20 protein-coding genes are annotated in these 24705 nt (G+C 69.5%); 15 read left to right on the plus strand and 5 right to left on the minus strand.

What is annotated here, in order from left to right:
- The 3 genes from AB0I69_RS43600 (at position 1) to AB0I69_RS43610 (ending at position 3910) form a co-directional block, all read left to right on the plus strand.
- Entirely contained in the window at positions 1–411 is a 411-nt protein-coding gene (locus AB0I69_RS43600; protein WP_363101377.1) for a (deoxy)nucleoside triphosphate pyrophosphohydrolase, read from the plus strand.
- 133 nt (positions 412–544) lie between these two features.
- The gene (locus AB0I69_RS43605; protein WP_363101378.1) at positions 545–973 is read left to right on the plus strand and encodes an ATP-binding protein; all 429 of its coding nucleotides are present in this window, start codon (positions 545–547) and stop codon (positions 971–973) included.
- A gap of 273 nt (positions 974–1246) precedes the next feature.
- Positions 1247–3910 (plus strand): SpoIIE family protein phosphatase, encoded by a 2664-nt coding sequence (locus tag AB0I69_RS43610; protein WP_363101379.1) that lies wholly within the window; start codon positions 1247–1249, stop codon positions 3908–3910.
- A 17-nt stretch (positions 3911–3927) separates the two neighbouring features.
- On the opposite strand, the gene AB0I69_RS43615 is transcribed toward AB0I69_RS43610, so the two are convergent.
- The gene (locus AB0I69_RS43615) at positions 3928–5361 is read right to left on the minus strand and encodes a hypothetical protein (protein ID WP_363101398.1); all 1434 of its coding nucleotides are present in this window, start codon (positions 5359–5361) and stop codon (positions 3928–3930) included.
- Between the two features lie 256 nt (positions 5362–5617).
- Here AB0I69_RS43615 and AB0I69_RS43620 point away from each other — a divergent pair, with 256 nt between their 5' ends.
- The 4 genes from AB0I69_RS43620 (at position 5618) to AB0I69_RS43635 (ending at position 8565) form a co-directional block, all read left to right on the plus strand.
- Positions 5618–6907, plus strand: a complete 1290-nt coding sequence (locus AB0I69_RS43620; protein ID WP_363101380.1) for a hypothetical protein — start codon at positions 5618–5620, stop codon at positions 6905–6907.
- An 82-nt stretch (positions 6908–6989) separates the two neighbouring features.
- Positions 6990–7277 (plus strand): hypothetical protein, encoded by a 288-nt coding sequence (locus AB0I69_RS43625; RefSeq protein WP_363101381.1) that lies wholly within the window; start codon positions 6990–6992, stop codon positions 7275–7277.
- Positions 7274–8263, plus strand: a complete 990-nt coding sequence (locus AB0I69_RS43630) for a phosphotransferase (protein ID WP_363101382.1) — start codon at positions 7274–7276, stop codon at positions 8261–8263. The genes AB0I69_RS43625 and AB0I69_RS43630 overlap by 4 nt, the downstream gene beginning before the upstream one ends.
- Positions 8260–8565, plus strand: coding sequence for a hypothetical protein (locus AB0I69_RS43635; RefSeq protein WP_363101383.1), 306 nt, complete (start codon positions 8260–8262; stop codon positions 8563–8565). The genes AB0I69_RS43630 and AB0I69_RS43635 overlap by 4 nt, the downstream gene beginning before the upstream one ends.
- Here AB0I69_RS43635 and AB0I69_RS43640 read toward each other — a convergent pair.
- From AB0I69_RS43640 to AB0I69_RS43655, 4 genes are read right to left on the minus strand one after another with little or no spacing between them, the layout of a single operon-like run.
- Positions 8546–9316 (minus strand): succinate dehydrogenase/fumarate reductase iron-sulfur subunit, encoded by a 771-nt coding sequence (locus AB0I69_RS43640; RefSeq protein WP_363101384.1) that lies wholly within the window; start codon positions 9314–9316, stop codon positions 8546–8548. The genes AB0I69_RS43635 and AB0I69_RS43640 overlap by 20 nt on opposite strands.
- Complete coding sequence (locus AB0I69_RS43645; RefSeq protein WP_363101385.1) at positions 9313–11256, minus strand: fumarate reductase/succinate dehydrogenase flavoprotein subunit; 1944 nt, start codon at positions 11254–11256, stop codon at positions 9313–9315. The genes AB0I69_RS43640 and AB0I69_RS43645 overlap by 4 nt, the downstream gene beginning before the upstream one ends.
- An 18-nt stretch (positions 11257–11274) precedes the next feature.
- A complete protein-coding gene (locus AB0I69_RS43650; protein WP_363101386.1) occupies positions 11275–12096 on the minus strand; it encodes a hypothetical protein in 822 nt (273 codons plus the stop codon).
- 31 nt (positions 12097–12127) lie between these two features.
- The gene (locus AB0I69_RS43655; protein ID WP_329256769.1) at positions 12128–12418 is read right to left on the minus strand and encodes a hypothetical protein; all 291 of its coding nucleotides are present in this window, start codon (positions 12416–12418) and stop codon (positions 12128–12130) included.
- A gap of 293 nt (positions 12419–12711) precedes the next feature.
- Between AB0I69_RS43655 and AB0I69_RS43660 the strand changes: the two genes are divergently transcribed.
- The 8 genes from AB0I69_RS43660 (at position 12712) to AB0I69_RS43695 (ending at position 24588) form a co-directional block, all read left to right on the plus strand.
- Positions 12712–14886, plus strand: a complete 2175-nt coding sequence (locus tag AB0I69_RS43660; RefSeq protein ID WP_363101387.1) for an ABC transporter family substrate-binding protein — start codon at positions 12712–12714, stop codon at positions 14884–14886.
- An 85-nt stretch (positions 14887–14971) separates the two neighbouring features.
- Positions 14972–15592 carry a hypothetical protein gene (locus tag AB0I69_RS43665; RefSeq protein ID WP_363101388.1) on the plus strand — a complete coding sequence of 207 codons (621 nt, stop codon included), beginning with the start codon at positions 14972–14974 and terminating at the stop codon, positions 15590–15592.
- A 154-nt stretch (positions 15593–15746) separates the two neighbouring features.
- Positions 15747–17654 (plus strand): translational GTPase TypA, encoded by a 1908-nt coding sequence (typA, locus tag AB0I69_RS43670; protein WP_363101389.1) that lies wholly within the window; start codon positions 15747–15749, stop codon positions 17652–17654.
- 709 nt (positions 17655–18363) lie between these two features.
- On the plus strand, positions 18364–19398 hold the full coding sequence (locus tag AB0I69_RS43675; RefSeq protein ID WP_363101390.1) for an ABC transporter permease: 1035 nt from the start codon (positions 18364–18366) through the stop codon (positions 19396–19398).
- 85 nt (positions 19399–19483) lie between these two features.
- Positions 19484–21295, plus strand: coding sequence for an ABC transporter substrate-binding protein (locus AB0I69_RS43680; RefSeq protein WP_363101391.1), 1812 nt, complete (start codon positions 19484–19486; stop codon positions 21293–21295).
- A gap of 95 nt (positions 21296–21390) precedes the next feature.
- Positions 21391–22371: an ABC transporter permease gene (locus AB0I69_RS43685; protein ID WP_363101392.1), complete on the plus strand. Its 981-nt coding sequence runs from the start codon at positions 21391–21393 to the stop codon at positions 22369–22371.
- A 22-nt stretch (positions 22372–22393) separates the two neighbouring features.
- Positions 22394–23455 (plus strand): ABC transporter ATP-binding protein, encoded by a 1062-nt coding sequence (locus AB0I69_RS43690; RefSeq protein WP_363101393.1) that lies wholly within the window; start codon positions 22394–22396, stop codon positions 23453–23455.
- Positions 23456–23466: 11 nt separating this feature from the next.
- Positions 23467–24588, plus strand: coding sequence for a dipeptide ABC transporter ATP-binding protein (locus tag AB0I69_RS43695; RefSeq protein WP_363101394.1), 1122 nt, complete (start codon positions 23467–23469; stop codon positions 24586–24588).
- Positions 24589–24705 lie beyond the last annotated feature (117 nt).

A 24705-nucleotide genomic window follows, 5' to 3' on the forward strand; every position in this document is an offset into this window, starting at 1 on the left:
ATGACGGAACGGATCGTGGTGGTCGGAGCCGCCCTGTTCGACAACGGCAGACTGCTCGCCGCGCGCCGCACCGCTCCCCCCGAACTGGCCGGGCGCTGGGAACTGCCCGGCGGCAAGGTCGAGCCCGGCGAGCGCCCCGAGGCCGCGCTGGTGCGCGAGCTGCGCGAGGAACTCGGCGTCGACGCCGAGACCGTCGCGCGCGTCCCGGGGGAGTGGCCGCTGAAGCCGCCGTACGTCCTCCAGGTCTGGACGGCCCGGCTGCTCCCCGGTTCGGCCGCGCCGCGGCCCCTGGAGGACCACGACGAGCTGCGCTGGCTGGCCCCCGCGGACGTCTGGGCCGTCGACTGGCTCGACCAGGATGTGCCCGCCGTAAAGGAGACGCTCGTGCACCTCGATATCCGGGCGCGCTGAACCCGTCTTGCGTCGTGAGGGCGGAGCGCGTCGGGCTCGGCGTACGCCGTTCGTGCCACAGTGCGCCCTCGGAGACGGTACCGGGCCCTGAATATCGGGTATGTGCCCATTAACCCCATGAAATCGGACATGGGTGAGCTGGCTGGCCCGGGATGTGATCGGCTTGATCGACACCGAAGGCGACTGCGCCGAGTGGACCTTCCCCGCGGACCCCGGAGCCGTCCGCACCGCACGCTCCGCCGTCCGCGGACAGCTGCGCGACTGGGACCTCGACAGCCTCGCCGACATCGCGACGCTGCTGGTCAGCGAGCTGGTCACCAACGCGCTGCGGCACGCCACCGGCCCCATCGGCGTCCGGCTGGTCCGCCCCGTCGGCCCGCACGGCGTGCTGCTCGTCGAGGTCTCCGACCCGCTGCCCGACCCGCCACGCGAGCGCGTCGCCCGCCCCGAGGACGAGAGCGGCCGAGGCCTCCAGCTGGTCGCCGGCGCCTGCAGTCGCTGGGGCACCCGGCCCGGGGAGACGGGCAAGACGGTGTGGTTCGAACTCGCGGTGCCCCGGTGAACCGCGGCCGGCGCACAGTCGCATGTGCCTGTACGAACCGGACAGTGGTGTCCATCGATTGGTCAAGGCCTGTGACGGTTGTCGATCCGCGTGGTTCGACTGCGTGTCCGCTGGTTAGAAGACTGGAAGTGTTGTCGCGGGCAGGTCCGAAATGCATCGGGATTGTCCTGTGATCGTGAACACCGTGTTGTGGGGGGCCGTAGTGCTGGATACTGCGGGCAGCCGCCCCCGGTGACCGGTGCCGGACGCGGTGAGCTGGAGGGGACGGTTCGCGTGAGCGAGATACCAGCGAAGGCCACGGAGTCCGAGGACCCGTCGGGCGGCGCCAGGGCCGAGGCCGCGGGTTTCGTCGACGTGCCTTCGGGCGACGCCATGTCCGTCGGTGACGCCATGTGGCAGAGCAGCCCGCCCGGCTCGATCTACGACTACATCAAGGTCGCCTCCTTCTCCATCGGCCCCGACGGGCTCGTCGACCAGTGGAGTCTGCGGGCCGAGCAGCTCTTCGGCATCCCCACGGAGCACGCGGTCGGCATGGACCCCATCGAGGCGTTCGTCGACCCCGAGCTGCGTGAGCGGGGCCAGCGGAAGATGGCCGAGATCCTCGACGGCCGGGAGTGGACCGGAGTGGTCCCCTTCCGGGTGCCGCCGTCGGCGGACCGCGAACTGGGCGAGGAGGGTCTCGCCGAGGTCTATGTGATGCCGACCCGGACCGAGGAGGGCGAGCGGGCCGCCGTCTGCATCGTCGTCGACGTCCGCATCCTGCGTCGTATCGAGACCGACCTCGCCGCCTCGCAGTCGATATTCGGTCAATCTCCGTTCGGGTTCCTGCTGATCGACCCCGAGCTGCGGGTCCGGCGGGCCAACCAGCAGATCGCCAACACCTTCGGCGGCACCCCCGACGACCACCGCGGCAACGGCGTCCAGGACTACCTGCAGAGCCCCGAGGCCGAGCGGGTCACCGCGACGCTGCGCCGGGTCCTGGAGACCGGCAACTCCATCACGGACATGCACGTCACCGGCTTCGTGCCGGGCTCCGAAGAGCGCCGGCACTGGTCCATCAACCTCTACCGCGTGCACAGCGGCAGCGGACGCCCCATCGGCATCGCCTGGCTCGGGACCGACGTCACCGCCCGCCGCGCCGCCGCCCGCGAGGCCGCCTCCGCACGGCGCAATCTCGCCCTTCTGAACGAGGCCGGCGCCCGCATAGGCAACTCCCTCGACCTGGAGACCACGGCCCGCGAACTCCTCGACGTCGTCGTCCCCGGCTTCTGCGACCTCGCCACCGTCGACCTCTACCAGGGCCTCCTGGCCGGCGACGAGACCCCGCCGGGCCGCTCCGACGGCAGCGCCGAACTGCGCCGGGTCGCCTTCGCCAGCGCCGTCTCCGACGCCCCCTTCGCCGGCGGGGGCGCACCCGTCACGGTGGGCGCGGTGCACCACTACCCCTTCAACTCGCCCTGCGCGGACGCCCTGCGCACCGCCCGCCCGCAGTACGTCCCCGCCGAGGAGGGCGGCCCCGTCCAGTCCACGCTGGCCGTGCCGATGGTCGCCCACGACACCGTCGTAGGACTCGCGCAGTTCGCCCGGACGAAGGGCAGCGAGCCGTTCGGCGACCGGGACCGGGATCTCGCGGTGGAGCTGGCGGCGCGGGCCGCCGTCTGTATCGACAACGCCCGGCTGTACCGGCGCGAGCACGAACGCGCCCTGATACTCCAGCGATCCCTCCTCCCGCCCGGCGACCCGGAGGCCTCCGGCCTCGACATCGCCTGCCGCTACCTGCCCGGAAACGCGGCGACGGAGGTCGGCGGCGACTGGTTCGACGTCATCGAACTCCCCGGCCACCGCACGGCGTTGGTCGTCGGAGACGTCATGGGCCGCGGACTGCGCGCGGCGGTCGCGATGGGTGAACTCCGCACCGCGGTCCGCACCTTGGCCCTCCTCGACCTCGAACCGGCCGAAGTACTCTCCGCGTTGGACGAGATCGCCCGCGGCCTCGGCACCCCCGGCGGAGTCCAACAGGCCACCCGCGCCGCCCGCCGCCCCCGCGAGGCCGACCTCTCCGAGGTGTACCTCGCGACCTGCATCTACGCGGTCTACGACTCGGTGACCAGGCGCTGCACCTTCGCCAACGCGGGCCACCTCCCGCCGGTCCTGGTGGAACCCGGCGAAGCGGCGCTGATGCTCGACGTACCGCCCGGCATGCCGCTCGGCGTCGGCGGCGAGCCCTTCGAGGAGGTGGAGGTCGAACTGCCCGAAGGCGCACTGTTGGCGCTCTACACGGATGGACTGGTCGAATCCCGCGACCATCCCCTCGACGAGGGCCTCCAGGCATTCGTGGGCGCCCTCACCGACCCCGTCCACTCGTCACCCGCCGGTCACCCCTCGACGGCGGCACTGAACGCCGAGACCCACCGCGACCTGGAGGACGTCTGCGACCACGTCCTCAGTACCCTCGACACCCATCACGGCGAGGACGACATCGCGCTGCTCATGGCCCGCGTCCAGGGCCTGCCCGCCGACTCGGTCGGCGACTGGACCCTGCCGCGCGAGCCGCGCAGCGTGGGCCGCGCCCGTGAGTACGCGCGCGCCCAGCTGAAGTCCTGGGACCTCGAACCCCTCATCGACACCACCGAGTTGCTCGTCAGCGAGCTGGTGACGAACGCGCTGCGGTACGGCGAGGGCGAGATCAGGTTGAGGTTGTTGCTGGACCGCACCCTGGTGTGCGAGGTCTGGGACGCGGGCCTGGTCCAGCCGCGCCGCCGCCGCGCCCGCGACACGGACGAGGGCGGCCGGGGCCTGCAACTGGTCGGCCTCCTCTCGGCCGCGTGGGGCTCACGCCGGACACCTCGCGGCAAGACGGTGTGGTTCGAACTCCCGCTACCCGACGGCGAGACCGGGATGGTGGATCCGGCGGAGGCGTTGCTCAGCCTGTTCTGAGGGGGGCTTACTCGGGCTTACTCGGCCCGTACGGGAAGACCCCGACGTTTCCGGGTGTCGGGTCCGCCGAAGCCGAGGGGCGGGCCGCCGTCCGGGTCCTCCCCCAGGAGGACTCCGCCGAGGACGGCCCCGCCGACCCCGCCCACGTGCTCGGCGGCACCGGCGTACGGGTTCCCGTGCACACGTACGTCCTGCTCGGCCGCCTCCCGGGCCGCCAGCGCGGGCACGTCGGCCGCGCCGGGGTCCGTACCGAGCAGCCGCTCCGCCTCCGCCAGCGCCGTCCGCGCCCCGGCGCCCACGGCACCCCGGTGCGTGGCCACGAAGCCGCCCGCCGCAGCCACGTCACTCCGGCCGACGAGCCACGCGGCGGCACCGAGCACCCCGTCCCGCCCCACCCCCAGCGCCCGCACGGCCCGCACGACGCGACGCAGGGCGCCGAGGGGGTCGTACGGCCCGTCACCGGTCAGCTCTTCCCGTACGGCGGCGAGGTCGGAGTCGGCCTGAGCCAGCCGGGAGCGCGGCTCACCCTCCGTCGCCGCCCTCGCGATCTCCCACTCCGCGCCGGTGAGCGCGGCCGGGACGAGTTCGGCAGCCGCCGCGAGCGAGTCGGCGAGCCGGCCGACGTCCGTCAGGAAGACATCGGCCTGGCCTACGGCCCCCTCGGCGGCGCGGAGATCGCGTATCGCCCGGTCCGCGTGTCCCAAGTCGGCTGCCTGGCGGGACTGGTTGAGGTGGGTCGTCGCGAACACGAGCCGGTCCTTGGCCTGTTCGACGTATCCGGTGACCGCGGCGGTGGCCGCGGCCGGGTAGCGCGTGTCCAGGTCGGCGAGGGTGGCCTCCACGGCCCCGGTACGGCCCGCCAGTTCCCGGAACCGTCCTTCCGCGACACCGAGCGCCTCGCCCGTCTCCCGCTCCAGCGCCCGGAGTTGATCGAACGCGGGGGCTTCCGCGTCCAGCAGCCGTCCGGCTTCGGCACACCGCCCGACGATGCCGGCGAGCGCCTGACGCCGGGCCGCTTCCTCTTCCGGGACCCCCTGGTCGTAGCGCAGGCGTATCGCGAAGGCGGCGGAGAGTTCGCGCTCGGCCTCCCGCAGGACGCGGACGTACGGTCCGACGGCCGTCGCCCCGAACCGGGCCTCGGCGAAGGCGAGTTCGTCCCGGCTGGTGCGAATGCAGTCGTCGGCCAGGACGAGCGCCGCGGCGGCCTGCCGTTCCCGTACGGGGAGCGGGGCCTCGGGCGGCCGGTGCGAGACCACACCGGGAGTCGTACGGGTCCGGGCCCTACGGGTACGCCGTACGTACCCGTACCCCGCGAGTACCCCCACCCCGCCCACCGCGACGAGCGGCAGGACGAGGTCGGCCGCGGACGTCCCGTCGGCCTCCTGCTCGGCCGCGGCGGCGACGGGCCCGGCCCCGGTACCCGCAACCGGAACCTCCGCATTGATCGTCATCACCGGCAACACCAGCCACACGACCCCGGCCGCCCCACCCAGCACGGCATGCGCCACCCGCACGGATATGTGAGAGGCACCGCGCCGCGGCCTGCCTCGTATCAAGGATGACGTCACATTTCGGAGCGTATGAGCAGGAATGCGGGCGCGCGACCGGGGTGAGGCGGGGGTGGGAGGTGGGGGCGCGCGGGGGACGGGTGGGGTGCGGTGCGGTGCGGTGTGTACGGCTAGGGCTACGGGGAGGGGAGACGCGGGGATGGGGAACACAGGGGGCGCGGAGACCGGGGCAGGAACGGGCGTGGGCGTGAGCGTGGGGGAGGGGGCAGGGGAGGAGGAAGCGGCAGCGGGGCCGGAGGCCGGAGCTGAGCCGGTCGGACCGGAGACCGGGAAGCGGGGCGGGAGCGAAGCGGCCGGCGGGCCTGTGGCGGCCGGCGCGCCCGAGGCCGCCGATCCACCCGAGGCCGCCGATGGTGTCGTACCCCCGCAGGGGCCACCCGCACCCGGCGACGAAAGTAGTACGGGTGGTGCGGGTGGGAAAAGCAAGTGGGTCCGGTGGGCCCGCCGCAGCGTCCTGGGCCTTGTCCTCGCCGTGCTCCTCCCGACCCTCGCCGCCGAGATCGCCCTCCGGGTGAACTACACCGGTGACCCGTCCGACGGCACGTACACCAGGAACCGGGACGCGATCTGGCTCGGCCACGCGTGGGTGGACGGTCGTAAGACGGACGCGGACATGGCAGCCCTCGCCCGCAGCCTGCAAGGCACCGGCATCCGTGACCTGTACGTCCATTCAGGCCCCCTGGAGCACGACGGCACCCTCCCGGAGTCGGACTACCCCAGGGCCGCCTGGCTGATCGAGTCGGTCCACCGGGAACTGCCCGGCGTCCGCGTCCAGGCCTGGCTGGGCGACAAGCTCGCCACCGAGAGCCCGGACGGCCTGCGCCTGCAGAACGACGCGACCCGCGCCGCCGTCGTCGCCTCGACCCGCCAGATCCTCGCCGCCGGCTTCGAGGGCGCCCACTTCGACCTGGAACCCCTCCACTCCGGCGACACCGACTACCTCGACCTCCTCGACAGACTGCGCGCACTCACCCGCTCCCACCACGCCCTTCTCTCCGTCGCGGCCCACCAGATCGACCCGCTCCCCGCCTTCCACTCCTTCTGGGGCACCCTCACCGACCACCCCAAGTGGTGGTCGCAGGCGTACTTCGGCCAGGTCGCCCGCCGCGTCGACCAGATCGCCGTCATGTCGTACGACACGATGCAGCCCCTGCAGAGCCTCTACGGCGGCTACGTCGCCCAGCAGACCTCGCTCGCCCTGGAGGTCACCCCGGATTCCACCGACCTCCTCATGGGCCTGCCCTTCTTCCACGAGAACCGCTTCGGTCACCGCGGCGCCGCCGAGACGGTCCCCGCCGCCGTCCGGGGCGTACGCCTAGGCCTGTCCCGCACGGACGCGGACCGCACGAACTTCGGCGTCGCCCTGTACGTCGACTTCGCGGCGACGGAGGCGGACTGGACGGCGTACCGGGACGGCTGGGTGCACTGAACGGGCGCTCAAGTGCGGTGAAAACACTGTGCTGTTCACAGCTGTGGGTGAGATGATCTGCCCGGTCCGATGGGGGTGGGCGATGATGTGGACGGTGCTGGCCGCGGTGGCCTGGCTGCTCGTGGCGGTGATCGGAGTCGTCGCGGTGACGACCGGCTGGACGCCACCGACGGCGCGCGGCAGGGTCGTACGGCCGGACCTGTGGGGATACGGCGTGCTGATCTCGGCGCTGGGCATGGGGGCGGGGATGTCCCTGCACTGGTGGGCGGACTCCCTGGCCATGGACAACGCGGGCGCGGCGACGGCGCTCGCCCTGTTCGTCCTCGGCGGTGTACTCCAGTGGCGTGCGCAGCGCCCCGCGCTCCGGTGACCGTCACCCGCAGGCCCCTCACCCGCGACGACCTGGCACCGCTCGCACACGCCATCGGCCACACGCTGAAGGATGTGGCCCGTCTCCGGGGCGGCACGAAGAAGGGCGTCTACCGGCTCGCCTTCGAGGACGGCTCGACCGCCGTCGCCTACGTCTGGTCCCCCGAGGAGGACTTCTGGGACGCCGGCCCCGGCGACCCCCGCGACCCCTTCTCCCCCGCCTCGGGCCTCGGCCTGTTCACCGCGGCGGCCGACCGTCTCGCCGCGGTCGGCGTCCGCGCACCCCGGCTCCTGTACGCCGACCCCACCCACACCCACCTCCCGGCGGACACGGCGATCGTCGAGGACCTCCCCGGCGGCACCCTGGAGGACCTGCTGGACGGGGACCCGGCCGCCGCGCCGGAGGCCCTGGAGCGGATGGCGGCCCTCCTGGACACCCTGCACGCCTGTACGGGCCCGCGCTTCGGGAAGGTCGCGGTCGTCGACAACGGCGGCTCCTCGTACGGCGGTTCGTGCGAGGAGCTGGTCGTCACACGCGCCCTGAGCGACCTCGACGAACTGCCCGACCGCGATCCACGGGCCGCCGCGGCCCACCCCCAACTGGCCGACGCCGTAAGGACACTGGCCGCCCGGGTCCGCCCCCGCACCGATCCACCCGCCCTCATCCACGGCGAACTCGGCGGCGACCACGTCCTCGTGACCCCCGACGGCGACCTCGCGCTCATCGACATCGAAGGCCTGATGTACTTCGACGCCGAGTGGGAACACGTCTTCCTGCGCCAGCGCTTCGGCCGCCACTACGACGCCCTGCGCACCGAACACCTCGACGACGACCGCCTGCGCCTCTACCGCCTGGCGATGCACCTCTCCCTGGTGGCCGGCCCCCTGCGCCTCCTCGACGTCGGGGACTTCCACGACCCGGAGTTCATGCGCGGCATCGCGGAACACAGCCTCCAGCAGGCCCTGTGCCTCGCGGAGCGGACATGAGCAGCCCCGAACTGGCCGTGGCCGCGCTGGTCCTCGCGGCCGTGGGGTGCGTCGGTATCGGCGCGATCACGCTCGGCCGGACCCCTCTCGCCGGACGGAGAGGGATCGCGTGGCCCCGGCGGTGGGGGTACGGCCTGCTGGTCAGCGACGCGGGACTGGCCGGGTTCATCTACTTCGGCCCGTACCTGAGTCCGCACTCGCACCCGTACCTCGCCGTGGCGTGCATGGTCGTGGCGTTCGTCGGGATCTTCGTCCAGCAGGCCGCCGCCAGGCCCGGGAAGCCTACGAAGAACGCCTCCTGATCTTTGACCCCAGCCACACCAGCGGGTCGTACTTGCGGTCAACTGCCCGTTCCTTCAAGGGAATCAGCGCGTTGTCCGTGATGTGGATGCCCTCGGGGCAGACCTCGGTGCAGCACTTGGTGATGTTGCAGTAGCCGAGGCCATGTTCGTCCTGGGCGGTCTTCTTGCGGTCGAGGCCGCTCTCGGCCGCCGCGTCCAGGGGGTGCATGTCCAACTCCGCGACCCGCATGAGGAATCGGGGACCGGCGAACGCCGTCTTGTTCTCCTCATGGTCGCGGACGACGTGACAGGTGTCCTGGCACAGGAAGCACTCGATGCACTTGCGGAACTCCTGCGAGCGGTCGACGTCCTCCTGCATCATCCGGTACTCGCCGAGACCCACACCCTCCGGCGGCACGAACGCCGGAACCTCCCTGGCCTTCTGGTAGTTGAAGCCGACGTCCGTGACGAGGTCGCGGACGACGGGGAAGGCGCGCAGCGGGGTGACGGTGATCGTCTCCTCGCGGTTGAACGTCGACATGCGGGTCATGCACATCAGCCGGGGGCGCCCGTTGATCTCCGCCGAGCACGAACCGCACTTGCCCGCCTTGCAGTTCCAGCGCACGGCGAGGTCGGAGGCCTGGGTCGCCTGGATGCGGTGGATGATGTCCAGGATCACCTCGCCGTCGTTGACCTCGACCTCGAAGTCCTTCAGGTCGCCGCCCTTGACGTCCCCCCGCCACACCTTGAAGCGGGCCTCGTAGCTGCTCACTCGTAGAGCTCCTCTTCGGCGAGGTACTTGACCAGCTCTTCCTTCTCGAAGAGAGCGAGCAGGTCGGCGCGGATGGGGTCGGTGGTCTCGCGGGTCAGGCTGATCTGGCCGGACACCGGATCCGTGGCCGCCAACCCGCCGGTGGGGTCGGTCAGTTGGCAGATCAGGTTGATGCGGCGCCAGTCGCGGTTCATGCCGGGGTGGTCCTCGCGGGTGTGTCCGCCGCGCGACTCGGTGCGTTCCAGGGCGGCCCGGGCCACGCACTCGCTGACCAGCAGCATGTTCCGCAGGTCCAGGGCGAGATGCCAGCCGGGGTTGAACTGCCGGTGGCCCTCGACCCCGGCCCGGCGGGCCCGCACCCGCAGATCGGCCAGTTTCTCCAGCGCCTGCTCCATCTCGCCCTCGCGGCGGATGATGCCGACGAGGTCGTTCATGGTCTGCTGGAGTTCCTGGTGGAGGGTGTACGGGTTCTCCGGTGGACGCCCGTTCTCCTTGCCGGGTTCGGGGCCCTCGGCCGAGAAGGGGCGCAGTGCCTCCGCCGCCGCGAGGTCGACCTCGGTGTCGTCCACCAGCGGGCGGCTGTCCGCCAGGTCCGCCGCGTGGTCCGCCGCGTGCCAGCCCGCCCTACGGCCGAACACCAGCAGGTCGGACAGGGAGTTGCCGCCGAGCCGGTTCGAGCCGTGCATGCCGCCCGCCACCTCACCGGCCGCGAACAGCCCCTCAACCCCGCGCGCCGCCGCCGTGTCCGACTCGACCGCGATACCGCCCATCACGTAGTGACAGGTCGGCCCGACCTCCATCGCCTCCGCCGTGATGTCGACGTCGGCCAGTTCCTTGAACTGGTGGTACATGGACGGGAGTCGGCGCCGGATGACCTCCGCCGGCATACGCGTCGACACGTCCAGGAAGACCCCGCCGTGCGGTGAGCCGCGGCCCGCCTTCACCTCGGAGTTGATGGCGCGGGCGACCTCGTCGCGGGGGAGCAGCTCGGGGGGACGGCGGTTGTGGTCCGGGTCCTCGTACCAGCGGTCGCCCTCCGCCTCCGACTCGGCGTACTTCTCCTTGAAGACGTCGGGGATGTAGTCGAACATGAACCGCTTGTTCTCGGAGTTGCGCAGCACTCCGCCGTCGCCGCGCACCGACTCCGTGACGAGGATGCCCTTCACGGACGGCGGCCAGACCATGCCCGTGGGGTGGAACTGCACGAACTCCATGTTGAGGAGCGGCGCCCCGGCGAGCAGCGCGAGCGCGTGCCCGTCGCCCGTGTACTCCCACGAGTTGGACGTCACCTTGAAGGACTTGCCGATCCCGCCCGTCGCGATCACCACGGAGGGCGCTTCGAGGACCAGGAAGCGGCCGGTCTCGCGTTCGTAGGCGAAGACCCCGGAGACTCGGCTGCCGTCCTTCAACACCCTTGTGACGGTGCACTCCTGATAGACCTTCAGACGGGACTCGTAGTCGCCGGTCTCCTTGTGGTCCTCCTGCTGGAGCGACACGATCTTCTGCTGGAGCGTGCGGATCAGCTCAAGTCCCGTACGGTCGCCGACGTGTGCGAGGCGCGGGTACTCGTGGCCCCCGAAGTTGCGCTGGGAGATCTTGCCGTCCTTCGTACGGTCGAAGAGGGCGCCCCAGGTCTCCAACTCCCATACCCGGTCCGGGGCTTCCTTCGCGTGCAGCTCCGACATGCGCCACTGGTTGAGGAACTTGCCGCCGCGCAGGGTGTCGCGGAAGTGGACCTGCCAGTTGTCGTGCTCGTTGACGTTGGCCATCGCCGCCGCGATGCCGCCCTCGGCCATCACCGTGTGCGCCTTGCCGAACAGCGACTTGCAGATCACCGCCGTACGGGCACCGCGCTCGCGCGCCTCGATGGCGGCCCGCAGACCGGCGCCACCGGCACCGACCACGACGACGTCCCACTCCTGTCGCTCGACCACGGACATCAGAAGGCCCCATCCAATCTAAAAGAAGCGCGGATCATTGAAAGCTCCGGATGCGACCAGGTACACGTAGAAATCGGCAGCCGCCACGCTGATCAACGACGCCCAGGCGAGCTGCATATGACGGTTGTTCAGCTTCCCCACGAACTTCCACGTCTTGTAGCGCACGGGATGCTTGGAGAAGTGCTTGAGCTTGCCGCCGACGATGTGCCGGCAGGAGTGGCAGGAGAGGGTGTACGCCCAGATCAGCACGATGTTGGCCAGGAAGACGAGGGTGCCGAGGCCCATATGGCCCCAGTGGTAGTGCTCGTCGCGGAAGGTCAGCACGGTGTCGTACGTCAGCGTGCCCGCCACCAGGAGCGCCGCGTAGAAGAAGTACCGGTGGACGTTCTGCAGGATCAGCGGGAAGCGGGTCTCGCCGCTGTACTTCTTGTGCGGCTCGGCCACCGCGCAGGCCGGGGGCGAGGCCCAGAAGCCGCGGTAGTAGGCCTTGCGGTAGTAGTAGCAGGTCAGGCGGAAGCCGAGCGGGAAGATCAGGATGATGATGGCGGGGGAGATGCCCCACCAGCTCCCGAAGAGGTCGGCGTTCGGGCCCGCGTGCATGGTTCTGCACCGGTCGGCCAGACAGGGCGAGTAGAACGGCGAGACGTAGGGCGCCGAGTAGTAGTTCGAGTCCGCGAAGGCCCGCCACGTCGAGTAGACGACGAAGGCCAGCAGTCCGGCGGCGGTGACGGCCGGGGCCAGCCACCAGCGGTCGGTCCGCAGATGCGGGGCGTCGATCGCGGCGCGCGTACCGGTGTGTACGCCGCCGCTGTTCAGATGGGGTTCCGTACCAGTGGCCAACTTGAAGACTCCGGTCGGTTGCTGGGGACGCTCAGTGGCCGGGGCCGTGGTGGGCGCCGAGTCCCTCGTCGTCCGTGTCCGTCCACAGGCTCTTGTCGTACGGGGCGTCGGAGATGGGGACGAGATCGGGGCGCCGGGGGCGCTCGATCCCTGGTGCGGCGTCGCGCAGCAGCGCGACGCTCTCGCGCAGCCGGTCGGCGTCGGCCTTGACCCTGCGCATTTCCAGGCCGCCGCTGCCGAATTGGTTCTCCAGCCGTCCCACCGACCTGAACAGGTCGTCGAGACAGCGCTGGACTGACGTCAGTTCGTCGTGCACGGACATGACGTGACCTCACTTCCGCGGGCGTCGGCCCTGGACGGCAACGTTCATGCGCCTGCGAGTGTTGCGCGCCACACCTACCGGTGGGAAGCGGTGTGCACGGATTGGCCGGGGTGCGTTGGTGTGTACGGGGGCAGATTCGAACATTGCGCCGCACGGGTGGGCTTCCCGGCGTCCCCCGCCGTGTCGCCCCTCATGGCCGAACCGTTTCCTCTTCAGTGGCCGCAAAGATCTGATCAGCACCATATACGGCCAAAAGTGATCAGAAGTCCCGCGGTCTACCGGAGGTAGCAGTGATGTCCCACGACGGCGTCAGACTGCGCGCGGTCATGCGCTCGGTCGCCTTCCTCACCGCGGGCGCGCTCGCGGTGCCCACCCTCGCGGCGTGCAGCTCCGAAGACGAGTCGGGCAAGCCGCTGGCCGGACAGGACATCGCGCCCGTCGGCCGTGACCTGGTCGCCGACGGCGGCACTCTCAACTGGGCCGTGGACGACGTACCGGAGACCCTCAACACGTTCCAGTCCGACGCCGACGACACCACCACCCGCGTCGCCCAGGCCGTCCTGCCCGCCATGTTCCGGCTCGACGCCCAGGGCCGCCCGCAGCGCGACGCCGACTACCTGGAGTCCGCGAAGGTCGTCGACACCGAGCCCAAGCAGGTCGTCCTCTACAAGCTCGACCAGCAGGCCGTGTGGAGCGACGGCCGCGAGATCGGCGCCGCCGACTTCGCAGCCCAGTGGCGCGCCCTGTCCGGCAAGGACTCCGCGTACTGGACCGCCCGCAACGCCGGCTACGACCGCATCGAGAAGATCGAGCGCGGCGCCAACAACCTTCAGGTCAAGGTCACCTTCAGCAGGCCGTACGCCGACTGGAAGTCCCTGTTCTCGCCGCTGTACCCCAAGGACGTCATGGGCACCCCGGACGCCTTCAACGACGGCGCGCGCCGCAAGCTGAAGGTCACCGCCGGCGCCTTCGCCGTGCAGAAGATCGACCGCAAGGACAAGGAGATCGTCCTCGGCCGCAACCCGCACTGGTGGGGCCGGCCCGCGAAGCTCTCCCAGATCGTGCTGCACGCCGTACCGCTCGACAAGCGGGCCGCCGCGCTCGCCGACGGCACGGTCGACCTGGCCGAGATCGACCCCGCCGACGCGAGCCGTATCGCGGTCGCGGGCCGCGCCAAGGGCACGAGCACCCCGCTCCAGGGCGCGAGCCCCACGAGCAAGGACGAGAGCAAGAACGAGAGCCGGCAGGAGAAGAAGCTCAGCAAGAAGCAGCGCAAGGCGCTCGCCACGTACGTCCGCGAGCAGGACGCGCTGCGCGCCTTCACCGTCCGCCGCTCCTTCGAGCCCGCCTACACCCAGCTCGCCCTCAACGGCTCCGAAGGCCCCCTCGCCGACGAACGCGTCCGGCGTGCCGTGGCCCGCGCGCTCGACCGCACCGAGCTGGCACAGGTCGTACTCAAGCCGCTCGGCCTGCCCGCCGTGCCGGTCGGCAGCCACCTCGCGCTCTCCGGGCAGGCCGCGTACGCCGACAACAGCGGCGCGCTCGGCGGCCAGGACACCATGGAGGCGCAGGCGCTCCTCGCCGACGCCGGATGGGTGCCCGGCGGACCCCTCAAGGACAAGGGCGAGAAGGCGGCCGGCGCCGAGGGCAAGAAGAGCAAGAAGGCCGACGACGAGTCCGAGGGCGGCTCCGACGGGCAGTACATCGTCGGCGAGGACAACAAGGACCCGCAGGACCACACCAAGAAGGACGAGAAGAGTTCCGGGCACGGCGGCGAGGAGGGCTCCAAGCACCTCGCCGACGGCAAGCAGTACGACGGCCGCAAGGTGAAGCAGGGTGGTGCGCCCGGCGCGTACGCCCCGAAGGGCACGGCCGCCCCCGCCGGCGCGAAGACCGGGCCGCTCGCCAAGGACGGCAAGCCGCTCACCCTTCGCTTCGTGCTCCCCTCCGGCACCGGCTCGGAGTCGCTGAACGCGGTCGCCGACAGCATCTCCCGGATGCTGGAGAGGGTCGGCATCCGCACGGAGATCACCAAGGTCTCCGACGACAGCTACTTCAAGGACCACATCGCGTCCGGCCAGTACGACCTCGCCCTCTACTCCTGGCCCGCGTCCGCCTTCCCCGCCACCGACGCCCGCCCGATCTTCGCCAAGCCGGTCCCGGCCGCGGACGGCTCCCTCAACGTCGAGCAGAACTACACCCGCGTCGGCACCGACCAGGTCGACCAGCTCTTCGACCAGGCCGCCTCCACCCTCGACGAGGACGAGTCCGCCGCCCTCGTCCGCAAGGCCGACGCCCGCATCTGGGCGACGGCCGGCTCGATCCCCCTCTACCAGCGCCCCCAGCTCACCGCCGCCCGCAGGACGATCGTCAACGCCGGCTCCTTCGGCTTCCAGACCCCGGTCTACGAGGACATGGGCTTCCTGAAGAAGGGCGCCCACCCCTCGGCGAGCCCGACCAAGGACTGAGGGATTAGCATCACCCGCACGTGACGAGCACCGCCGCCGTCCCGCAGCGACTTGCGGGGCGGCGGTCGTCGTACGGGGGTGGGACATGCGGGGCTGGGGAGCGGCGCTGACCGTGGTGGTACTGGGGGCGGGTTCGGCGGGCTGTGGCGTCACGGCCGGCAGCAGCCGGCTTGCCGCCGACGCGGCCACGATCTGCGCGCACGGGACGTACCACTGGTCCGGTGTCCGGCAGTGGCAGCAGCTCACCGCGCTCGCCGACCCGGCCACCTTCCCCAAGGGGACCGAGCACTACGAGTCGACCCTCAAGCCCGTCGACGACACCGTCTACCGCGTCGTCGTCTCCCGTGTGCCCAAGGGGGTCGGCGCCGCCCGCGTGATCACGGCGCTGGGCGACCGGCTGAAGGTGGACGTGCCCCTGGCCGACCCGTCGGAGGTGATGCGGCCCGAGCAGTCGCAGTACTTCACCGACACCGGGGACCTGGAGGGCCCGTACTACGCCTGGGGGTCGATCAGCCTCGTTGAGGCCGACTTCACTTACACCTGCGGGTCCACCGCACCGGTGCGGGGCCATGTGCGGACCTGGGAGACGGTCGGCGTGGGGTTCCTGCCCTGCTCCGAGCCCCTGTACGACATCGCCGAGCAGGCCGCGCACGCCGCGGCCCTGCGGCTGTGCCCGGCCGGATCCCCGGCGACCGAGCCCTTCTGACCCGGTCCCGGCGTCGCCCGTAAGGCCCTGCGGAGGCCCCTTCCCCGTACGCCACGTACGATGGGGTAAGGCCGTGGCGTGTCCAGCCCGGCAGGGTCCGCGTAACACAGACGTACGCGCAGGCCTTCCTCACTCTCCGGGAGTTCGCCGCAATATGGCCACGCGCCACGACATCCGCAACGTCGCCATCGTCGCCCACGTCGACCACGGGAAGACGACCCTCGTCGACGCCATGCTGAAGCAGGCCGGTGCCTTCGCTGCGCACGCCGCCGAATCGCTCGACGACCGAATGATGGACTCGAACGATCTGGAGCGTGAGAAGGGCATCACGATCCTGGCCAAGAACACGGCCGTCAAGTACCACCCGAAGGATGGCGGCGACGTCATCACCATCAACATCATCGACACCCCGGGCCACGCCGACTTCGGTGGCGAGGTCGAGCGCGGTCTGTCGATGGTGGACGCGGTGGTGCTGCTCGTCGACGCGTCCGAGGGCCCGCTGCCCCAGACGCGCTTCGTGCTGCGCAAGGCGCTCCAGCAGCGCCTGCCCGTCATCCTGTGTATCAACAAGACGGACCGCCCGGACTCCCGGATCGACGAGGTCGTCAACGAGACGTACGACCTGTTCCTGGACCTGGACGCGGACGAGGAGCAGATCGAGTTCCCCATCGTCTACGCGTGCGCGCGCGACGGCGTGGCCTCGCTGACCAAGCCCGAGAACGGCACGGTCCCGCAGGACAGCGACAGCCTGGAGCCGTTCTTCACCACGATCCTGTCGCACGTCCCGGCCCCCGAGTTCGACGAGGCCGCCCCCCTCCAGGCGCACGTCACCAACCTGGACGCGGACAACTTCCTCGGCCGTATCGCGCTGCTCCGCGTCGAGCAGGGCGAGCTGCGCAAGGGCCAGACCGTCACGTGGATCAAGCGCGACGGCACGATGTCCAACGTGCGCATCACCGAGCTGCTGATGACCGAGGCGCTCACCCGCAAGCCGGCCGAGATGGCGGGCCCCGGTGACATCTGCGCCGTGGCCGGTATCCCGGACATCATGATCGGCGAGACCCTCGCCGACCCCGAGAACCCGATCGCGCTGCCGCTCATCACGGTCGACGAGCCGGCGATCTCCATGACCATCGGCACGAACACCTCGCCGCTGGTCGGCCGCGGCGGCACCGGCAAGGGCGCCTCCGCGAAGGCCGCGGTCAAGGACCGCAAGGTCACCGCCCGTCAGGTCAAGGACCGCCTGGACCGCGAGCTGATCGGTAACGTGTCGCTGCGCGTCCTCGACACCGAGCGCCCCGACGCCTGGGAGGTGCAGGGCCGCGGTGAGCTGGCGCTGGCCATCCTGGTCGAGCAGATGCGCCGCGAGGGCTTCGAGCTGACCATCGGCAAGCCGCAGGTCGTCACCCAGCAGGTCGAGGGCAAGACGTACGAGCCGGTCGAGCGCATGACGATCGACGTGCCCGAGGAGCACATGGGCGCGGTCACGCAGCTCATGGGTGTCCGCAAGGGCCGGATGGACAACATGTCCAACCACGGCTCGGGCTGGGTCCGGCTGGAGTTCGTCGTCCCGTCCCGCGGTCTCATCGGCTTCCGTACCGAGTTCCTGACCGGGACGCGCGGCACGGGCATCGCCCACTCCATCCACGAGGGCCACGAGCCGTGGTTCGGTGTGCTGACGACCCGGAACAACGGTTCGCTGGTCGCCGACCGCGCCGGCGCCGTCACCGCGTTCGCGATGACGAACCTCCAGGAGCGCGGTGTGCTGTTCACCGACCCCGGCACCGAGGTGTACGAGGGCATGATCGTCGGCGAGAACTCGCGCGCCGACGACATGGACGTGAACATCACCAAGGAGAAGAAGCTCACCAACATGCGCTCGGCCGCCGCCGACTCGTTCGAGGCGATCGTGCCGCCGCGCAAGCTCTCCCTGGAGCAGTCCCTGGAGTTCTGCCGCGACGACGAGTGCGTCGAGGTGACCCCGGAGTCCGTTCGCATCCGCAAGGTCGTCCTCGACCAGAAGGAGCGCGGTCGCTCCGCGAGCCGCGCCAAGCACGGCTGATGCAGGCGAGCCAAGCACGGCTGATGCATGCAATCCGAGGCGATCTGAAGCGCTGATTACCGGCCAACTGAGCCCGGGTGCCCCCATCTTGGGGGCGCCCGGGCTTTTTGCAACCGATTTAAGTCCCGTTCCCTGGAGCGGTCTGTCCGTAATGCGGAGATCCTCGCCCGATAGCCATGTAACAAGTCCGTTTCGTGGCCTTCTCTGCTCGAACAGTTTGTCCATGTTTTGGAAGATGTACGCGTGAGCTGTGACTGAATTGAGATTTAAAGACAGTGGTCGGCACCTGGCGCATGGCAGATAGTTAGCCGCGTAGCGCTCGGGTCAATGGGTCACCGCGCCGTGGGGACGGCGCCGACTCGCGAGCACCAGGGGGTGTCTGACCCTCCGTCAGGGGTGACGGGGGAAAGACGTGAACCCCCTCCTGTTGGTGAACACGTGGAGTCATGAGGAGGAGCCCCATGCGTGGTGTCACGAACGCCAGGTGGGACACGCCGTCCGTCAGTAGCAACCTCGCCCGCCCATACGGAGATTGGCTCTGAGGAGTCGGCCGGTGGCCTAGTGCCGCCGTTCAACTACGCGCGTCCGACTGCGGGATCTCCCGCCGTGCCGGACGCTCCGGACACCTCTCCTAGATCCGATCGGTGATCGCGCACACCCTGCGCCGGTCGCCCGCTCGGCACATCCACACCTGTGAAATGGGCGAACAGTGACAAGTCCTATCGACATTGAGGACGGCGGGACCTCGGTCGTCGTCGACGGCGAACCAGGGCCGCAGACCGAACCCGAGGTCAAGAAACTTGAGGGCCGGTCTCCCGGCCAGCTGATGTGGATCCGCTTCAGGCGCGACCGCACCGGCGTCGTCTCGGCATTCGTCGTGCTCTTCTTCTTCGTCATCGCGGCCGCGGCGCCACTGATCTCGAAGTTGTACGGTAAGGACCCCTACACCATCTACGCCGACGAGCGCCCGGAGCTCTTCGACAGCGCGGGTGTGCCGGTGCAGCCCAACGGCGGTATCAGCAGCGACTTCTGGTTCGGACTCGAACCGGGCAACGGCTACGACGTGTTCACCAAGCTGATCTACGGCATCCGCACCTCGCTGACGATCTCCGTGGCCGTCACCCTCTCGGTCGTCGTGACCGGCATCCTGCTCGGCATCACAGCGGGCTACCTCGGCGGCAAGACCGACTACGCCATCGGCCGGTTCATCGACTTCCTGCTCGCCTTCCCCTCGCAGCTGTTCTTCATCGCCAGCATGCCCGTCGTGGTCTCGCTGTTCGTCAGCCCCCGGGACGAGACGCCGACGTATGTGCGCGTGGTCGCACTGATCGTCGTGCAGTGGGCGCTCGGCTGGATGAGCCTCGCGCGCATCCTGCGCGGCACGACACTCGCCCTGCGCGAACGGGAGTTCATCGAGGCGGCGAGGGTCAGCGGCGCCTCGCCCTGGCGGATCATCCGCAAGGAGATCCTGCCGAACGTGGTGACACCGCTGCTGGTGCAGACCACGTACATGCTCCCCAGTTTCGTCACGATCGAGGCGGGCCTGTCGTTCCTCGGTGTCGGCATCGTCGAGCCCACGCCCGACTGGGGGCAGATGTTCTCCAAGGCGTCGACCGAACTCGTGCTCCAGAACGACATCACCTACATGTTCTTCCCCGGCGTCTCGATGGTCATCTTCGTCGTCGCGTTCAACCTGCTCGGGGACTCGGTCCGGGATGCCTTCGATCCAAAGACGGCTCGCTGACCGAGAGTTCGTGGGCGTCCTCGCCCGGATACGTACAGCCATTTCTTCGCATCAGGCGACACATAGATGGGTGGAGACTTCAGTGATGAGTAGGGGCGGACGCCGTACTTACGCCACATTGTCCGTGCTGGCGGCGGGGGCACTCGTGCTCTCCGGCTGCAGCAAGGGCGGCAGTAACGCCAGCGACAACCAGAAGAAGGACCAGCAGAACGCCAAGCGGCAGCAGGCATCCATCAAGTTCGGTGGCACGGCGGACTCCCAGGGGCCGGCCGCGGCAGTACCGGGCGCCAAGAAGGGCGGCACTCTCGAAGTGCTGCAGCGGGACTCGTACGCCCACCTCGATCCCGGGCAGATCTACGTCTCCGACGAGGGCTCACTCGCCACGCTGATCCACAGAGGCCTCACCGGCTACAAGGCGACCAGCAACGACGGCAGCAAGCACGAGGTCGTCGGCGACCTCGCCACCGACTCCGGTACCACCACGGACGGCGGCAAGACCTGGAAGTACACGCTCAAGGACGGCATCAAGTTCTCCGACGGCACGGCGATCACGTCCGCGGACTTCCGGCAGACCTTCGAGCGGCTCTTCGCGTCGTTCATCAACCAGGGCCCCACCTACATACAGCAGTGGATGGCCGACACCTCGGGCTCCGACTACCGCTCGCTGCTGCCCGACGGCCCCTACAAGGGCAAGCACCTGCCGAGCAGCGTTCTTGAGACGCCCGACGCCAAGACCATCATCTTCCACTTCAAGACGGCACACCCCGACCTGCCCTACGCGCTGGCCATGGCGGGCTACGACGCCGTCTCCGCCAAGGGCGACACCAAGGAGAAGTACGACAAGGCCCCGCTGACCACCGGCCCGTACAAGATCCAGTCGTTCAAGTCCGGCAAGTCGATGGTGCTGGTCAAGAACCCCGACTGGGACGCGAAGACGGACCCGATCCGCAGCCAGTACGTGGACCAGATGAACTTCTCGTTCAACGTCCAGTACGAGGACTCCACCAAGTCGCTCCTCGCCAACACCGGCGCAGACCAGACCGGCATCAGCTTCAACAACTCGGTGGACGCGGGCAACATCGCCGCGGTCCAGGGCGGCGACGCGGCCGTCAAGGCCCGCACGGTCGCCGGCTACCAGCCCTACGTCGGCCAGGTCAACATCAACCAGTCGCACGCGGCGCTGAAGGACAAGGCGGTCCGCGAGGCCATCGCCTACGCCCTGCCGATCACCCCCATGGTCCGCGCGTTCGGCGGCAGCTCCGCCGCGGAGGTCGCCGGCGGCTTCATCAGCCCGACCGTCAGCGGCTACGACGCCACCTTCGACCCGTGGGGCAAGAGGAAGAACCCCGGCGGTGACGCGGTCAAGGCCAAGGCACTGCTGAAGAAGGCCGGCAAGCTCGGCATGAAGCTGACCTACGGCTACATCAACACCCCCGAGGGCCAGCAGTACTCCGCCGCCATCGCCGCCGCGCTCGACAAGGCCGGCTTCAACGTCCAGCGCCAGGACATCCCGGCCGAGACGTTCTACGACCAGATCGGCAAGGTCAACAACAACTACGACATCTACCACTCCGCGTGGGGCGCCGACTGGCCGTCCGCCTCGACCGTGATCCCGCCGCTGTTCGACGGCCGCGCGGTCGCCGACGGCTCGCCCAACTACTCGCACGTCAACGACCCCAAGGTGAACGCGGACATCGACGCCGCCAACAAGATCACCGACCCGGTCAAGTCGGCGGCCGCGTGGGAGAAGATCGACCAGTACCTGGCCAAGGACGTCATCAACGCCGTCCCGACCATCTACTACAAGCAGGTCCAGATCGCCGGCTCCAAGGTCGGCGGCCTCGTCTACGACGACGTGATCGGCGGCATCGACCCGCGTCGCCTGTACCTCAAGTAACCCCACCTGTCCGACCGGTACCCGGTGCGTGAGCCCGCCGAAAGCGGCATCGCACCGGGTACCGCCCGGCCCGCCGACGTCAGAAAGCCCCTCGCATGCTGCGCTTCCTCGTCCGCCGGATCCTCGGTGCCATTGTCATCCTGTTCCTGCTGAGCATCGTGACGTTCCTGCTGTTCTTCGGAATGCCGCGTGACCCGGCGCTGCTGATGTGCGGCAAGACGTGCAACCCGCAGAGCCTCGCGAACATCCACCATGTGCTCGGCCTCGACAAGTCGATCCCCGAGCAGTACGGGATCTTCCTGCACAACCTGCTCTTCGGCAGCACCCAGTTCGCCCAAGGGCCCTGCCCGGCCCCCTGCTTCGGGTACTCGTACCACACCAACGACCAGGTCTGGGCCACGATGATGGACCGCCTGCCCACCACGCTCTCGCTGACCCTCGGCGCCGCGGTGGTCTTCCTGATCACCGGTCTGGGCACCGGCATGCTCGCCGCGTGGAAGCGCGGAACACTGCTGGACAAGACGGTCACCGCCGGATCGATGGTCATCAGTTCGCTGCAGATCTACTTCCTCGGACCGCTGGCCCTCGCCGCCCTCGTCTACCAGACGCACATCTTCGACAAGCCCGTCTACAACAACTTCACCGCGAATCCGGTCACTTGGTTCACCGGGCTGATCATCCCGTGGGTCGTGCTCTCCACGATCTTCGCCTCGCAGTACACCCGTATGGCGCGCTCATCGATGATCGAGCAACTCCAGGAGGAGCACGTACGGACCGCCCGCGCCAAGGGCATGTCCCGCAAGTACGTCTTCTTCCGCTACGCCTGGCGCGGTTCGCTCATCCCGATCGTCACCATCTTCGGCATCGACCTCGGCGCGCTGCTGGGCGGTGCCATCATCACGGAGTACACCTTCGGACTGCCCGGCCTCGGCCGACTCGCGGTCGAGTCCGTACAGTTCAGCGATCTGCCGCTGCTGCTGGGCGTGATGATCTTCTCCGCCTCCATGATCCTGCTGTGCAACATCGTCGTCGACGCCTGCTACGCCTTCATCGACCCGCGCGTGCGGTTGTCCTAGGCCGGGTAAGAGGAGCACTTTCGTGACCACAATGACCAAGGAAGCCGGCGACCCCGTGCCGGCCGACGCGGGCACCTTCCTCTCCGTACGGGACCTGCACGTCAGCTTCAAGACCGAGGACGGCATCGTGCGCGCCGTCGACGGTCTGTCCTTCGACGTCGAACGCGGCAAGACCCTGGGCATCGTGGGGGAGTCGGGCTCCGGCAAGTCGGTCACCAACCTGACGATCCTCGGCCTGCACAACCCGATGTTCACCACCGTCGAGGGCGAAATCCTGCTCGACGGCCAGGAGTTGACCACGGCCCGTGAATCGGACCTGGAGAAGATCCGCGGCAACAAAGCCGCCATGATCTTCCAGGACCCGCTGACCGCGCTCTCCCCGTACTACACGGTGGGCCGCCAGATCGCCGAGCCGTACATGAAGCACATGGGCGCCTCGAAGAAGGTCGCCTGGGCGCGCGCCGTGGAGATGCTCGGCAAGGTCGGCATCCCCAACCCCAAGGAACGGGCGAAGGACTACCCGCACCAGTTCTCCGGCGGTATGCGCCAGCGCGCGATGATCGCCATGGCCCTGGTCTGCGACCCGGACCTGCTGATCGCCGACGAGCCGACCACCGCCCTCGACGTCACCGTCCAGGCCCAGATCCTCGACCTCCTGAAGGACCTCCAGCAGGAGTTCGGCTCCGCGATCGTCTTCATCACACACGACCTCGGCGTCATCGCCGACATGGCCGACGACATCATGGTGATGTACGCGGGCAACGCAGTCGAACGCGGCACGACGAACGAGGTCCTCCGCTCACCTCAACACCCCTACACCTGGGGCCTGTTGAACTCGATGCCGCGCCTGGACTCAGACCTGGGAGAGCCCCTGGCCCCCATCCCCGGCGCCCCGCCCTCACTCCTCAACCCCCCGTCCGGCTGCCGCTTCCACCCCCGCTGCACCTTCCAGGACCGGGTCGGCGGCACCCGCTGCGTCACCGAACGCCCGCTGCTCGCCCCCGACCGCGCCTCGGCCTGCCACCTCACGGCGGACCAGAAGCGGACCATCTTCATCGAAGAGATCAAGCCCCGACTGGGCTAGGAGGAGACGTCATGACAGAGGACCTCGTCCTGCCCGCCCCACGTGACGCGGTACCGGAAGCCTCCGGAGACCCGTTGCTGGTGGTGGAGGGCCTGACCAAACACTTCCCGGTCAAGGGCGGCTTCCCGATCCGCCGCACGGTCGGCGCCGTCCAGGCCGTCGACGGCATCGACCTGACCGTGCATGTAGGGGAGAGCTTCGGCCTGGTCGGCGAGTCCGGCTGCGGCAAGTCGACGACGGGCCGGCTGATCACCCGCCTGCTGGAGCCGACGGCCGGCACGGTCACCTACCGCGGCCAGGACATCTCGCACGCCAACCGCAGGCAACTGGCGCCGATCAGGTCCGAGATCCAGATGATCTTCCAGGACCCTTACTCGTCGCTGAACCCCCGCCAGACGGTCGGCAAGATCATCTCCGGCCCGATGGAGATCAACGACATCCAGCCGGAGGGCGGCCGAGAGGCCCGGGTCCGCGAACTCCTGGAGATCGTTGGCCTGAACCCGGAACACTACAACCGCTTCCCGCACGAGTTCTCCGGCGGCCAGCGCCAACGCATCGGTGTCGCCCGTGCGTTGGCCCTGGAACCGAAGCTGATCGTCGCCGACGAACCGGTCTCCGCCCTGGACGTGTCGATCCAGGCGCAGGTGGTCAACCTGCTCCAGGAGGTCCAGAAGGAACTGGGCATCGCGTTCCTGTTCATCGCCCACGACCTGGCGATCGTCCGGCACTTCTCACACCGCGTGGCGGTGATGTACCTCGGCAAGATCATCGAGGTCGGAGACCGCGACTCCATCTACACCCGCCCCCGGCACCCGTACACCCACGCCCTGCTGTCCGCGGTACCCGAGGTGAACCTGAGCGGCGTCGAGACGGCCGGCCGGGAACGGATCCGCCTCGCGGGTGACGTGCCGTCCCCGATCAACCCGCCCTCCGGCTGCCGCTTCCGCACCCGGTGCTGGAAGGCCCAGGACAAGTGCGCGGCCGAGGAGCCGCCCTTGATCCAGATCGAGGGCAACCGTTCCGCCCACCTGACGGCCTGCCACTTCCCGGAGGAGCCGACGATCGAGGCCCGGGACGAGGACATCGTGCTGGACCCGGCGTTGGCTGCGTTGGAGGAGTCGTTGGAGGAGTAGGGGGTTGCTCTGGGCCTGAGTTGTGAAGTGGTCGTTGGGCCGCCCGCTTCTTTGTCAGTGTCGGGATTGCGTGAGCCGAGTAAAGGGCGCTCCCTGCGGTCGCGTCGGCTGCGCCGA

Source organism: Streptomyces sp. NPDC050508 (genome assembly GCF_040655155.1).
GTDB lineage: Bacteria > Actinomycetota > Actinomycetes > Streptomycetales > Streptomycetaceae > Streptomyces.